The sequence below is a fragment of the Sphingopyxis chilensis genome (genome assembly GCF_035930445.1).
Classification (GTDB): Bacteria; Pseudomonadota; Alphaproteobacteria; order Sphingomonadales; family Sphingomonadaceae; genus Sphingopyxis; species Sphingopyxis chilensis.
This window is the reverse complement of the sequence record NZ_CP142394.1, coordinates 396,848-410,138: the sequence shown is the minus strand read 5'-3', so window position 1 is coordinate 410,138 and position 13,291 is coordinate 396,848. Positions and strand designations below refer to the sequence as shown.

Here is a 13,291-nt window from a genome sequence, read left to right as displayed (position 1 = left end):
CGCCGGGGATTGCAATTGAAGTCTGCATCGGGATAGAGGGCCTGCATTCGCAAGGACCCGGTGCAACTCCGGGTGGCTATTCCGGCCGCCGATCCGCCGGACAACATCGCACATGCAAATATGAACGCGGCCTTGCCCGCGCCATGTGTCTTGATGTGAGCTTTTCATGTTCAACGGATTTACCCCATATCGCCAGCAATGGTTCGCCGACGCGGCAACCGCGCGCGCCGATATTCTCGCAGGCGTCGTCGTCGCGCTCGCACTGATCCCCGAAGCGATCGGCTTTTCGATCATCGCTGGCGTCGATCCGCGTGTCGGCCTTTATGCCTCGATCGCGATCGCGATCGTCATCTCCTTCACGGGGGGCCGGCCCGGGATGATCTCGGCCGCGACCGCCGCGGTCGCCGTGCTCGTCGTCCCGCTCGTCCGCGAACATGGCGTCGAATATCTTTTCGCCGCGACGATCCTGATGGGCATCCTCCAGATTATCGCCGGCCTGCTGCGGCTCGACCTCGTCATGCAATTCGTGTCGCGCTCGGTCATCACCGGGTTCGTCAACGCGCTGGCGATCCTCATCTTCATGGCGCAGCTCCCGCAGCTCACCAACGTGACCTGGGAAGCCTATGCGATGATCGCCGGCGGGCTCGCGATCATCTACCTGCTTCCGCGCCTGACCAAGGCGGTGCCTTCGCCCCTGGTCGCCATTCTTATCCTGTCTGCCATCAGCATCGGCTTTGGCCTGCCAGTGAACACCGTTGGCGACATGGGCCAGCTGCCCCAGGGGTTGCCGAGCATCGTTCTGCCCAATGTGCCGCTGACGCTGGAGACGCTGCGGATCATCCTTCCCTATTCGCTGACGATGGCCGCGGTGGGCCTCCTCGAATCCCTCCTCACCGCACAGATCGTCGACGACATGACGCACAGTGACAGCGACAAGCGCCGCGAGTGCGCGGGACAAGGCAGCGCCAATATCGCCGCTGCCTTCGTGGGCGGCATGGGCGGTTGCGCGATGATCGGCCAGTCGGTCATCAACGTGACGTCCGGCGGTCGCACGCGGCTTTCTACCTTCACCGCCGGTGCGACGCTGCTGATCCTGCTCGCATTGCTTGGCCCCTATGTCGGCCGGATGCCGATGCCCGCGCTCGTCGCGGTCATGATCATGGTGTCGATCGGGACGTTCAGCTGGAACTCGATCGCCAACCTCCGGCGCCATCCTCCGACGTCATCGATCGTCATGGTGACGACCGTGGTCGTCGTAGTGGCGACGCACGATCTCTCGCTCGGCGTCCTCGCCGGCGTGTTGCTGTCGGGCATCTTTTTCGCCGCCAAGGTACAGCGCATGTTCGAGGTGCGACGCGAGACCGGTCCCGACGGAAACAGCGCGACCTATTTCGTGACCGGCCAGATTTTCTTCGCCTCGGTCGACCGCTTCACACGCAGCTTCCAGATGGAAGAAACCGCGTCGAGCATCCTCATCGACGTGTCAGCCGCCCATTTCTGGGACATTTCGGGGGTTGGCGCGCTTGACAAGATCATCGCACGTCTGCGGCGCGAAGGCCGCTCGGTCGAGGTCGTCGGCTATAATCGCGCCAGCGCCGACATCGTCGACAAATTCGCACTGCACGACAAGACGGGAGTCGAACTCGGCGCGGTTCCGCACTGATCCCGTTCAGGAGGTCGGGCGCCACGGAAAGATCAAACAGCGCCCGGTCTCAAAGTCGATGCTCACGATCCAGATGGAAACAAATGGCCCGTATCTGTCGGGGTTTCAGCGGGACGCCCGAACAAGGTTCTGACCGGCACACCCGTGTCCTTCATCGTCCCGGACTTAGGTGAAGTGACCGCGGATGGGCCGTCGCACCATCATTGAGCGGCCGTTGGTTGCCGCGCTGCTTTCCGGAAAAGCAGGCCGGAAAGCAGCTGTGGCCCCGACCTAGGATATCGTCAGGAATCTGCCCTCCATCTTGTCATCGGCAAGGCGAGTGACCCACGGACTCGCAGGCTTGTGAAATCGCCGTTCGGCAAGCAGAGCGGCGGCGGCGGACGTCATTTTGCCGCGTTTTGCCGCGTGGAGCGCGGTAAGCGACAGAATGTCGCGCTGTGCATGCGACCCGCCAAAACGCGCCGCCATTCCGCGGATCGCGATCAACGCTTCGGAAGCCTCTCCATAGTGCCCTTCTGCAAAGGCGATCAGGGCGGCCGCCACCGGAAGACCGATCGATCGTGCAACGAAAGCATTGTCGTCGTCCTGGTCCGCGGCCCGCGTCAACGAAGCGAGGCAGGTCCGAGCATCGTCGAGGCGCCCGGCCCCGATGAAGGCCATGATCGCATGGCAATCGTTGAACGCGTACCAACGGTCGTCGCTCGCGCGCTGCCAGCGATCGGCAAGCCGCGCAAACCGGTCGCCGGTGTCGACTGCGTCGAGGTGCAGTCGCCACAGCAGCGCCGAGGCATCGATCCACTGAAGCAGCGCATCGCCGTCCGGGTCGGGCCGGATGCGGCTGTCATAGAGCGCCAGCGCAGCATCATGCTCGTTACGATCGAGATGAAGCAGCGCGAGATGCCACCAATTGTGATAGGAAAAGCCGCATTCGGCCGCCATCGCCTCGTCGTTGCCGTTGAGCCACGTCATCCCGCTATCGGTGTCGCCGCGCATCTCGTGAACATGCGCCACCGCATGCAGCGCCCAGGCATCGCGCGGATCTATCGCGACCGCCTCGCTTCCCAGCGCTTCGGCCCGGCCATAATCGCCGCATTCCTCGAGCCCGAAGGCCGCCATGCCCAGCACCGCGTGATAACCGTCGTCGCCGCGCCCGAACGCGCGCAACGCCTGAAGTGGGCCGTCGCGCAGGTCGGACGCGCGCCCGAGATAGAAATGACCCAGATGCGCGGTCTGCAGCGCCATCATATCGCGCGGATTGTCGCGCGCGATCGCCATGAAGCCGCTCACGCTGCGCTCGATTCGTCCGCGCGCCCAGTGGGCCGCCGCCGCCAGGTGCGCGCGCTCGTCGTCGGTGCCGCCGCTAGCGACACCCGCATCGAGCGAACGCTCGGTTTCCTCAAGATAGGCGCGGTCGCCCTGCTGGACGAGGATCTGAGCCCGCGCCGCCCAGGCCATGGTAAAGCCGGGATCCTCGGCGAGCGCCGCGTCGAGCGCGGCGATCGGATCGCCCCGGTACAGGCGGTTGAGTAACAGCGCCTCGTCGTAATGGGCGAGCGCCGCCGTCGAGCTGGTGGAGACGCGGTTACCGTAACGATCGTTCAACATTGTCGTGACTTTCCAGTGGTTGCCGGGCGTGCAGAGCGCACGCCCGGTGACGAGCCGATCGGCAAAAGCGATCAGAGAATTTCCAGCCGGCCGTTCATGCGGATCGGCTGGTTGAGGTTGAAAAAATTGGGCGACGTCTTCATCACCGCCTGGTGGATGGCGTCGAACTGCTCGGCTGTGCCCGTCCCGCCGATGCGCACGGTATAATCGAGCTCGCGGTATCCGGGCGACACATTGTCGTCGAGACCCAGAAAGCCGCGAAGATCAAGCTGGCCGTGGGTTTCGATCTCGACCGCGTCGAGTTCGATGCCTTGCAGCGCGGCGTTGGCCACATAGCCCACCATCATGCAGGCATTGAGCGCGGTCATCAAAAGTTCCTGCGGATTGGGCGCCGTATTCTGGCCCATGAGCTCGCTCGGTTCGTCGGCGACGATCTTGAAGCGGCGTCCGACATGTTCGCCGGCAAACTCATAGCCTTCGATCGTCGTCTCGCTGCGCGTCTGGCCGGTCCAGCGCGTCTTGACGCGGAACCGCACGATCCCTTGGGCGGCATCCTCGCGGATGCTGTCGACCATCGCGCCGAGCGCGCCCAGATCGAGGCCATTGATGTCGGCGTAGGTGGTGGTTGCGACCATTTTTTAACTCCTTTTTGTTGCTCTTTAAAAATTCGGTTGATCAGAAATATGCAGGCGCGACGGCATCCAGCCTAGCCAATGCGGCGGGTGCGATCTGGCCGAGGGTGGCGCGGAACCGGGGATGGGACATGCCCGAACCGAGGAAGGTCCAGCGCGCCGCCTGCCGCTGTCCGGCGAGAAATTCGCCATGGCCGGCGCTGTCGAGTGTCCGGCCCGCAGCCCGCTCGAATATGCCGAGGTTGATTTCGGTCTGGGCGGCGAGCCCCGCGTCGAGATAGGCGACGATTTCGAGATAGCCCGCGAACGCGCTTTCGATCGCGTCGGCATCGCGGCCCTGCGCAAGCGCCTCGACCATCAGCGTATCGAGCCGCGCGTGCATCGCCTCCTCGATCCAGTGATGGCGAAGAAGACTCTTGAACAGCGGATCGAGATCGGGGTCGCCGCGGACGCTTTCGACATAATGGGCCTGCGTCATCCATTCGATCTGCAGCACCGTCAGCGCCACCGACAGGGGATCGTGACCCAGCACCACGCGCGCGACTTCCGCCGGTGGACCGATAAGCGGGCAAGCGTGGCCGAACCCAGCCTCAAAGGCGGTGTGAAAGCGCTTGAACAGCTGGATATGCTTGGCTTCCTCGCTCGCGAACTGAAGCAGTGCGCGGGTCCGGTCATCGTCGTCGCCAAGCTGCGGCCGGGCATGATCGAGGACGAACGGCAGGATGAATTCCTCGACCAGCCCGAAGATGCCCAGATATTCGTGCGCACGGATATGATTGACCAGCAACCGCTCATCGGCGTCGAGCGCGGTGAGCGACGACGTGCGCGCCAGCGCTTCGGGCAGAAAGGGTCGCGAGAAATCGAGGACGTCATCGTCTCCGATGACGTCCTCGATCTGCCACGGCGCCCGCTGCGATGCGGCGACGGCGCTCTTGAACGCTGCGTCGAGATACATGGTCGATCTCCTTGCCGCGCGCTCAGGCGACTGCGGTGGCGCTGCCGACGATCAGCAAGCTGCTCAGTACGGCAACCAGAAGCGCCCCCATCATCGGCGCGATTGGGAAGTCGTTATTCCTCATGTCGATACTCCTCGTTTGCAAAGGCGGTCGGGGCCGCCGATGGCCCCTCTTGAGACCCGGTCGTGGCAAGCGCCGTGGTAAAAAGCGTGTGAATTGCCGTGAGCGCGCGGATTTGCTATTTTCCACGGTCACCTCGGGGGGCAAGATGACCTCGGTATCGCTCAACCTGCTGCGCGCGATGGAACTGGAGCGCGACGGCCTGCCCGTGGCGCTCCCCTCCTCGCGCAAGACGCGCGCCCTGCTCGCCTATCTCGCGATCACCGACCGCGCGGTGCGGCGCGACCATCTGTGCAGCATGCTGTGGGATATTCCCGACGATCCGCGCGGCGCGCTGCGGTGGAGCCTGTCCAAACTGCGCGGTGTCGTGGACGACGAACGGACGCGGCTCGTCGCAGACCGCGAGACGGTTCGGCTCGAATGCTCGGACATCGACATCGACTGGCGGCGGCTGGCCACGGTCGGCACCGACGATATCCGCAAGATCGACACGGTCGCCCTGAACCGCGCCGCCGCACTTCAGGGCGAGCTGCTGGCCGATCTCGAGTTGCCGCGATGCGACGGTTACCAAGCGTGGCTGGCGGCGATGCGCGAGGATGTCCGGCGCTGGCAGGCGGCGATCCTGCGCGAACTGATCCGCCGTCCGATCGACCCCGAACGCGCGCTCGAAGTTGCGCGCCTATGGGTGGAAATCGATCCTTATGATGCGCTCGCCCGCGTTGCGTTGATCGACCTGCTCGATCGCACCGGCCGGCGTAGCGAAGCAGACGCGCAGCGTGCGCTGGGCGTCCGCAAGCTCGACGAGGCCGCGATCGCCGTTCCGACCGCGATGCGCGCCCCGGCCGCAGCTGGAGGAGCCAATATCACTGAAACGGATGATTCCGACGCCCGGCTGCCCCCCCATCATGTCCGCTTCTGCACCGCCTCCGACGGAACGGGACTCGCCTATTCGGTAGTCGGCGAAGGCCCTGCGCTCGTGAAAACCGCGAACTGGCTCAACCATCTCGACTATGACTGGGAAAGTCCGATGTGGCGGCACTGGCTGCGCGCCATCATTCGCGAACGCAGGCTCGTGCGTTATGATGAGCGCGCCAACGGACTCTCCGACTGGAACACCGCCGACATCTCGTTCGACGCCTTTGTCGATGATCTTGTGAGCGTGGTCGATGCCGCTGGGCTCGATCGCTTCGACCTCCTCGGGATTTCACAAGGGTGCAGCGTTTCCATTGCCTATGCCGTGCGGCACCCCGAGCGGGTTCGCAGATTGATCCTTTTCGGTGGCTATGCGGCCGGATGGCGCCTGCGCGGATCGGCCGAGGAGATCGCGCGGCGTGAGGCGATGCTGACGTTGACGCGGCAGGGTTGGGGCCAGGACAATCCCGCCTTCCGGCAGATGTTCACCAGCCTGTTCTTTCCCGACGCGAACGCCGCCGATCATCGGTGGTTCAACGAATTGCAGCGAATGTCGACCTCGCCCGACAACGCGGTGCGACTGCAGGAGGCTTTTGCGCGCATCGACGTTCGCGCGCTGCTGGAGCAGGTTTCGGTGCCGACGCTCGTTCTACACGCGCGCGACGACGCGGTAATACCATTCGCCGCGGGTCGCGAACTCGCAGCGCGCATCCCGAAGGCCGAATTCGTGGCGCTCGAAAGCCACAATCACCTCCTGCTCGAAAAGGAGCCTGCGTGGGCGCGCGCAATCGAGCGCATTCGAGACTTTCTGGCTTAGCAATTCATGTTCACCGACTTGCCGGCGCCCAGCCTTGGACGCCGGTCATATCGACCGACGCCCAAGGTCATTTGCCTTTTAGAAGCGTGCCCGGATCCCGGCGGTGTAGATCGTGTCGTCCCAGCGGATATCGCGGTTGAACCCAGTCGGGTTGAAATAGCTGCGATATTTATTGCCTAGGATATTGGTACCGCCGACATCGACCCGCAGATTATCGTTCAGCTCATAGCCGATCCCGAAATCGAGGCGCCCGCCCGGGCGGACATAGTTCAGGTTGGTCGGGGTGACACCGGCCGCCAGTTCGGCGTCGGTGATGGGACGAACCAGATTGAGCCCGGTCGTGTCGCCGTCATAATAGCTCGACCGATAGGTGTAGACGAGACGCGCCGACAAACCGAACTTGTCGTAGAATAGTCCGGCGTTGAAATTATATTTGCTGACGCCCTGAAGCGGCAGGCCAGCAAGCCGGTCGTCGCCGCCGACTTCGGAATCGGCATAGGTGAAGTTGCCCGAGACGCCGAAGCCGGACAGAGCGCCGGGCAGGAAATCGAAGAAGGTCTGACCGCTGACTTCGACTCCCTTGAGCTTCGCTTCGCCGACGTTGCGGGGACGCGTGATATTATATCCGATGCCGTCGATGAATTCGAGCGACGGTGCGCTGATGACGCGATCCGTGATGTCGCGATAATAGCCCGCCACAGCGACGAAGCCGCTCTTCCAATAATATTCGAGCGTCGCGTCGAAGCTTTCGGACTTTTGCGGGCGCAGGTTCGGATTGCCTGCCGATCCCGAATTCTGGACGTTCGGATTGGTCGCCACAATGTAGCTCAAACCCGGATTGAGCGAACCGAAATCGGGGCGGCGGATCGTTTTCGAATAGGTCGCTCTGGCCTGCAGCCCGCCGCCGAACTGGATACGCGCGCTGGCATTGGGAAGTATATCGATATCGGACGTCTTCGCACGAACCGGAGTCACCACGCCGCTCACCACGCCCGCGCCTTCGATCTGCCGGTCCGTCAGCGTCGGCCGGACGCCGATAACCCCATCGAGGACGAGCGGCCCGCCAAGCTCGACTTCATATTTCGCCTGAATATAGCCGGCGAAGGTCCGTTCCTTTGCGTCGAAGCGCCGCTCCGGCTGATAAACAGGGTCGCCCAGCGCGACGCCGTAAATTTCGCGCAGCCGGTCGCGCCCCTCAGCCGATCGCAGATAATCGGGATTGGGCGACAAACGGGGCGCACCACCGTTCAGCCGGGGAATGCCGGGGACTTCAATGAGGAAGTCGGACGGCAGATCCAGTGAACTGAGCAGCGTATTCGAATCGCCGCCGGGTGCCGCGCGGTTGACGAGCGCCTGGTTAGATGTCGCGCCGCGATCGGCGAAGCGAAGGCCCAGCTGAAGCTGGTCGAGCAAGCCCCCAACCTCGAACTCGGCGTCCATGCGTACCTGGAACAGCGACCCGTCCGCGCGACTGAAATTCTGGTTCAGCCCGTTCCGGAGCCTGAAATCCGTGGGGTCGTTCAGCGGATTTCCGGTAAATTCATACTGCGCCCCGATGCCGGCGTTGCTTTCGACCACGACCTCATCCAGCCGCTTGCCGACATCGACGATCACCACTTCATTGATGAAGGTCGATTCCTGATATGCGAGGTCGAATTTTACGCGGCCCGGGCCCCGTTCGAAAATGAACCCGCCGCCAAAGAGGTAATTGTCGGTCTTCTGATCGCGCGCCTGGGTGCTGACGAACGAAGTGGTGTTGCCATAGGTCGCGCTGTCGAGCTCGCAAAGGTCCTGCAAGAAATACCCGCCCGTCGGGCGATCGGGGGTGATCTCGCCCAGTGCAACCTCAGCCGATGTCGGGTTGAAGCCCTGACGGTTCACGCGCGCGCGAAAGCAGTTGTCGTTCGTAACAGGGTTCGAGATCGTCGTGCCCGGGCTGAACAACTGGGCCTCGACAAAGGCCGATTGCTGCTTCGCGCGATAGCCCGCGTAAAGCCCGTCGAAATAGATTTCGAGTTCGGGCGTCGCCTGCCACTGGATCGCCGCATTCGCCTGCGGACGTTCGAAATAGCCATATTCATTGAGCCCGCCCGCGACGTTCTGCGACGCATAGCCCGGCAAGTTGAACGGCGCCGTCGCGGTAGAACGGCGGACGGGGGCATAGAGATAAGGCCGGTTATAGTCGGTGCGGCTCCACGAGACGTTCAACAGCGCGCCGATCTCGCCAATGCCGGTGTCCCAGCGGTCGGTGGCGAGGAGCCCGAACTGCGGATTGAGCTTTTCGACATTGGTCGCGTAATTTCCGCGGGCGGTGACGACGATCGTCGGGTCGCGAAACTTGAACGGCTTGTTCAACTGAAGGTCGGTGTTGCCTGCAATCCCGCCCTCGATGAGGTCGGCGGTCGCGGATTTGATGACGTCGACCCGCGACAAGGCTTCGGCGGGAAGGTCCTGAAAGGAAAAGGTTCTGCCGGTGGTGGAAAAGAATTCGCGGCCGTCGAGGGTGGTCAGAATATCGCCCAGCCCGCGGATCACGACGCCCGTGATCTCGTTGTTGGCGCCCACGGTCACCTGCACCCCCGGCACGCGCTGAAGCGCGGCGGCGGTCGTCGGGTCGGGGAATTTGCCGATTTCCTCGGCAACGATCGAATCCACGACCTGAACCGAATCGCGCTTGATCTCGGCCGCCGCCTCAAGGCTCCGGCGAATCGTTCCGGTGACAACGATTTCCGCGTCCGAACCGGCGGGCTGCGGATCGCTATTTGCCTGGTCCGCCGATGCGACCGCATCGCCCGAAATCGCTTCGGACGGACGCGTCTGCCCTTCCGATGCGGCTGCTTCGGAAATCATCAGGCCCGCCACCAGCGGCAGCAACGAAACCGACACGACCGCTTTGGACGCCTTGCTCATCATCATCCCCTTCCTTGTAGCGCATCGTTGAACCATCGCGCTTGCATGACTGTATAATGCGATAAATCATATCTCGCAATCCGGTTGCGCCATAATTCATGAAAACAACCCATGTCGAGCGGCGGCACGCCGGCGCATCACCTGAAAACCCCGCTTGAGGGCATCGGGTCGAAACGGCGAGAAGCGGCGCACCCGCGCCGCTCATGCCAGTCAGACACGGCCTGGACGCAAGGCGTTCTTCTGCGCGGTCAGCACCAGTTCCGCCGCCAGCAACGCCTGCGCCTGATCCTGCGCGACATCGGTACGTTCGACGACGTCGCTGACGAACTGCGGTCCGAACGGCAACGGGACCTTGCTGCAATCCATATATTGCACGCCCTTGCGGTCGGTCAGGAACAGGTGGTTGCCGCCCGGCCGCCCCGCCACGTCGATATATTTGCGCAGCTCGATCGATCCCTCGGTGCCGATGATGAACAGCCGCCCGTCGCCCCAGGTCGGGAGGCCGTCGGGCGTGTGCCAATCGACCCGCACATAACCCGTGCCGCCGTTTCCGCTCAGCATCATGTCGCCGAAATCCTCGAATTGCGGCCGGTCGGGCATCGCCATATTGCCCGCCTGCGACGCCACGACGCGGGCCTCCGTCGATCCGGTGTAAAAGAGGAACTGGTCCGCCTGATGGCTGCCGATGTCGGTCAGGATGCCGCCGTAGCGCGCGGTGTCCCAGAACCAGTCCGGGCGGCTCGGTGCGTTCAGCCGGTGCGGCGCAAGGTTGATGGTCTGGAGTACCTGGCCGATCGCGCCCGCCTTGACCAGCTCCCCCGCGCGGACCGCTGCGCGCACTTCGAAGCGTTCGGAATAGAGGATCGCGAACTTGCGCCGCGTCTCGCGCACCGCGTCGCGCACGGCGGCGAGCTGTTTCAGGCCGGTGATGCCGGGCTTGTCGGCCAGGAAATCCTTGCCGGCACGCATGACCCGAATGCCCAACGGCGCGCGCAGATCGGGAATCGACGCGCTGGCGACCAATTGTATCGTGGGGTCATCCAGAATCTCCGCCTCGCTGCGCGCAACCTTTACGTCGCCGTAGCGCCGGCGAAACGGCGCGACCTGCGCCGGATCGGCGGCGAGCATCGCCACCAGCGTGCCGCCGCCCCGGATCAGCGCGTCGGTCATGCCATAGATATGCGAATGGTCGAGCCCGATGACCGCAAAGCGGATGCGGTGGCGCGCCGATGCGTCGGGCTCGCGCGGCGCCCCCCTCCCCGCGCGCGCCTTCGGCCGCGGGGTGGATTGAGCGAACACGTCGCTCGCCATGGCGGCGGCAAAGCCAGCGCCAGCAATCAACGCGCGGCGATCGATCGGGGTCATGGCCAATATTCCCGCTGAAACCGGTTCAGAACGTGACGAGCGAGCGCGGCCATTCGACCGCCTCACCGCTGTCCATCGCCTGCTCGCCCATCAGCGAAGCGACGCTGGCATAATAGGCCTGCTGCAACAGGCCGGGGACTTCGCGGCCGCTCCGCACCGCCTCGCCGAACCCTTCGAACTGAAGCATCGTCTCGTCATACTCGCCCCAGCCCAGCGATTCCCCCGGCGTGGTCACCGGCAGCTCGGGGAACCAAGTCGCGCCGCCGATCGGGACCGTGCGCTTGTGCCCCCGCGCGACATCCTGTTGCATGCGCTGAAGCGCGAGCTGCTTGGGCAACACTTCCTGATAGATCCTGCCGAGTTCGGGCTCGATGGTGCCCGTGCTGCCCTGAATCTGCTCCTCGCAGCCGTAGCGTGCGTTGTTGAGGAGCGAGGAATAGATGGCTTTGCGCCCGTCGCCATATTCGTAGATCAGCGCAACATGGTCGTACACTTCGCGCCCGTCTTTCCAGAAACAGATGCTGCCCGATCCGATCACCCGCGTCGGGACGCCGTCAAGGAACCAGTTGCACACCTGAAGCTGGTGCGTGGCCAGTTCGGTCATCAATCCCGCCGACCGGTCGCGATACAGTCGCCAGTTGATCTGCTCGTCTGTGGCGTCGGCGGGCACGTTGCGCCGCCATTTGTTGTTGCGGTGCCAGCTGGCGCGGATTTGCGTAATTTCGCCGATCTCGCCCGACTTGGCGCGCTTCAGCGCGTTCAGATATGTCGGGTGGAACATGCGCTGGTGCCCGATCTGGAGCACCTTGCCCTTCGCGCGCGCGTTTTCGATCATCGCGCCGCAGTCGGCGATGCTACGCGCCATCGCCTTCTCGCACCAGACGTGCAGCCCGGCGTCGAGGACATCGAACGTATGCGATGCGTGAAGGTCGAGCGGCGTCGCGATGACCACCGCGTCGATCCCGCGCGCATCCAGCATGGCCCGGTGATCGCTGAACCCCGGCGTATCGGCGGGCACGAGCTTGCGCGCGCGATCCATATTGGGCGCATAATTGTCGCAGATCGCGGCGACGGTGCAGTTGCGCGTCTTCGCGATGTTCTGGATCAGCGCACGGCCGCGATCGCCGGTGCCAATGACCCCCAAGCGCACGCGGTTTCCGGTGGCGACGGGCGTCTGCGCGATCGCCGCCCAGGGTGCCGCCGCAGCCATCGCCGCGCCGGCCGATGCCATCGCGATCCGATCGAGGAATTTGCGGCGCGAAAGGGTAAAATCACTGTCGGTCATCTGTCGATCTTTCAATTATGCCGTCATTCGGCGGGAGGGGTCGTCAAAGGCGAAGGTGAAACGGCGCGTCGGATCGGCTGCGATCAGTCGCTGCGCGGCATCGGGATCCGCGACCAACAGCGCCGTGCTCATCGCCTCGGCCGCTGCGCCCGAGGCGTCGACCGCCACCGCGGTTGCGGCAGCGGTGACGATCATGCCGTCGGAAGGACGGATCATCGGGCTGCGCCCCGGCGCGGCCGCGCCGTCACCGATAGTGGATGAAACCGAAAGCGCTTCATCGCGCAGCGATAGCTCGACGAGCCAGCTTTCGGGATCAAGCGGATGCGGTATCGCGACGGGCCATGCGCCGCCGAGCGGATGCTCGCCAATCACCGCGACCGAACTCTCCCCCGCCGACAGGAATGCCGATGTGACACCGGCCGCGCGCATGGCTGCGGCAGCGCGATCAAGCGCGAAACCCTTGCCGAAGCCCCCGAAGTCAAAGGCGACCGGCCGGCCAGTCTCGATGCGCCCGGAACCGCGGTCCACCGATAGCCCCGGCCAGGCCGCCGCCCCGCCGCTGCCGACCGTCGGATCGAACAGGCCGTCGGTCGCGTGCCAAGCCTCCGCGATCGCCGCCAATGCGTCGAGCAGCACCGGATTTTCGGTCATCGCGAACTCGCCGGCCATCAGCCGGTCGTTGACCGCGGTTGTCGCCGACGGGCGGTGGATCGTCAGCGCGTCGTCGACAGCTTCGATGGCGCGACGCGCCGCCAGCAGCGCATCGGGCGCCGCCCGCCCGAACTGGTGAAGCTCGATCCGCGTCCCCATAGCGGCGAAGCGCTCGACGCCTGTTTCGACCATATCGTCGGTCATCTGCCCGTCGCCGGACAGCATGGTTTTTGGGCCGATCGCAGCTTCATGACAGTTCCGCGGGTGGCGATTGATCGCGTCACCATTATTCCCTCACAGCCGCTTGGGGCGAGCTAGCAGCCAGCGAAGCCTTGGCCGCCGTCATGTTCGCGCCTCTCCTGCATCAAGCCTAAA

Annotated in this window: 9 protein-coding genes and 1 other annotated feature; of the genes, 2 read left to right on the top strand and 7 right to left on the bottom strand. The window is 64.1% G+C overall.

From position 1 onward, the window contains the following. Positions 1–50 precede the first annotated feature (50 nt). Positions 51–106, top strand: a sequence feature (sul1 is cis-regulatory element that is thought to sense ions involved in sulfur or methionine metabolism; They are found in Alphaproteobacteria). A 60-nt stretch (positions 107–166) separates the two neighbouring features. Next, positions 167–1,663 (top strand): SulP family inorganic anion transporter, encoded by a 1,497-nt coding sequence (locus VSX79_RS01925; protein WP_326914259.1) that lies wholly within the window; start codon positions 167–169, stop codon positions 1,661–1,663. Between the two features lie 270 nt (positions 1,664–1,933). On the opposite strand, the gene VSX79_RS01920 is transcribed toward VSX79_RS01925, so the two are convergent. The 3 genes from VSX79_RS01920 to VSX79_RS01910 form a co-directional block, all read right to left on the bottom strand. After that, on the bottom strand, positions 1,934–3,268 hold the full coding sequence (locus VSX79_RS01920) for a tetratricopeptide repeat protein (RefSeq protein ID WP_179499713.1): 1,335 nt from the start codon (positions 3,266–3,268) through the stop codon (positions 1,934–1,936). 71 nt (positions 3,269–3,339) lie between these two features. After that, positions 3,340–3,903 carry an OsmC family protein gene (locus tag VSX79_RS01915; protein ID WP_179499712.1) on the bottom strand — a complete coding sequence of 188 codons (564 nt, stop codon included), beginning with the start codon at positions 3,901–3,903 and terminating at the stop codon, positions 3,340–3,342. Positions 3,904–3,943: 40 nt separating this feature from the next. After that, the gene (locus tag VSX79_RS01910) at positions 3,944–4,855 is read right to left on the bottom strand and encodes a hypothetical protein (protein WP_326914258.1); all 912 of its coding nucleotides are present in this window, start codon (positions 4,853–4,855) and stop codon (positions 3,944–3,946) included. Between the two features lie 269 nt (positions 4,856–5,124). Between VSX79_RS01910 and VSX79_RS01905 the strand changes: the two genes are divergently transcribed. Further along, positions 5,125–6,705 carry an alpha/beta fold hydrolase gene (locus VSX79_RS01905; protein ID WP_218844757.1) on the top strand — a complete coding sequence of 527 codons (1,581 nt, stop codon included), beginning with the start codon at positions 5,125–5,127 and terminating at the stop codon, positions 6,703–6,705. A 78-nt stretch (positions 6,706–6,783) separates the two neighbouring features. Here VSX79_RS01905 and VSX79_RS01900 read toward each other — a convergent pair whose 3' ends face one another. From VSX79_RS01900 to VSX79_RS01885, 4 genes are all read right to left on the bottom strand, one after another. Further along, positions 6,784–9,615, bottom strand: coding sequence for a TonB-dependent receptor (locus VSX79_RS01900; protein ID WP_326914257.1), 2,832 nt, complete (start codon positions 9,613–9,615; stop codon positions 6,784–6,786). Positions 9,616–9,825: 210 nt separating this feature from the next. After that, complete coding sequence (locus VSX79_RS01895) at positions 9,826–10,980, bottom strand: Gfo/Idh/MocA family protein (protein WP_326914256.1); 1,155 nt, start codon at positions 10,978–10,980, stop codon at positions 9,826–9,828. Between the two features lie 25 nt (positions 10,981–11,005). After that, positions 11,006–12,265, bottom strand: coding sequence for a Gfo/Idh/MocA family protein (locus tag VSX79_RS01890; protein ID WP_179499709.1), 1,260 nt, complete (start codon positions 12,263–12,265; stop codon positions 11,006–11,008). A 15-nt stretch (positions 12,266–12,280) separates the two neighbouring features. Continuing rightward, positions 12,281–13,120 carry an FAD:protein FMN transferase gene (locus VSX79_RS01885; protein WP_326914255.1) on the bottom strand — a complete coding sequence of 280 codons (840 nt, stop codon included), beginning with the start codon at positions 13,118–13,120 and terminating at the stop codon, positions 12,281–12,283. Positions 13,121–13,291 lie beyond the last annotated feature (171 nt).

Bases quoted from the DNA above. Each gene is read 5' to 3' on its own strand.
- VSX79_RS01885 (WP_326914255.1), bottom strand. From the start codon at position 13,120: ATGACCGACGATATGGTCGAAACAGGCGTCGAGCGCTTCGCCGCTATG.
- VSX79_RS01895 (WP_326914256.1), bottom strand. From the start codon at position 10,980: ATGACCCCGATCGATCGCCGCGCGTTGATTGCTGGCGCTGGCTTTGCC.
- VSX79_RS01920 (WP_179499713.1), bottom strand. From the start codon at position 3,268: ATGTTGAACGATCGTTACGGTAACCGCGTCTCCACCAGCTCGACGGCG.
- VSX79_RS01910 (WP_326914258.1), bottom strand. From the start codon at position 4,855: ATGTATCTCGACGCAGCGTTCAAGAGCGCCGTCGCCGCATCGCAGCGG.
- VSX79_RS01915 (WP_179499712.1), bottom strand. From the start codon at position 3,903: ATGGTCGCAACCACCACCTACGCCGACATCAATGGCCTCGATCTGGGC.
- VSX79_RS01900 (WP_326914257.1), bottom strand. From the start codon at position 9,615: ATGAGCAAGGCGTCCAAAGCGGTCGTGTCGGTTTCGTTGCTGCCGCTG.
- VSX79_RS01925 (WP_326914259.1), top strand. From the start codon at position 167: ATGTTCAACGGATTTACCCCATATCGCCAGCAATGGTTCGCCGACGCG.
- VSX79_RS01890 (WP_179499709.1), bottom strand. From the start codon at position 12,265: ATGACCGACAGTGATTTTACCCTTTCGCGCCGCAAATTCCTCGATCGG.
- VSX79_RS01905 (WP_218844757.1), top strand. From the start codon at position 5,125: ATGACCTCGGTATCGCTCAACCTGCTGCGCGCGATGGAACTGGAGCGC.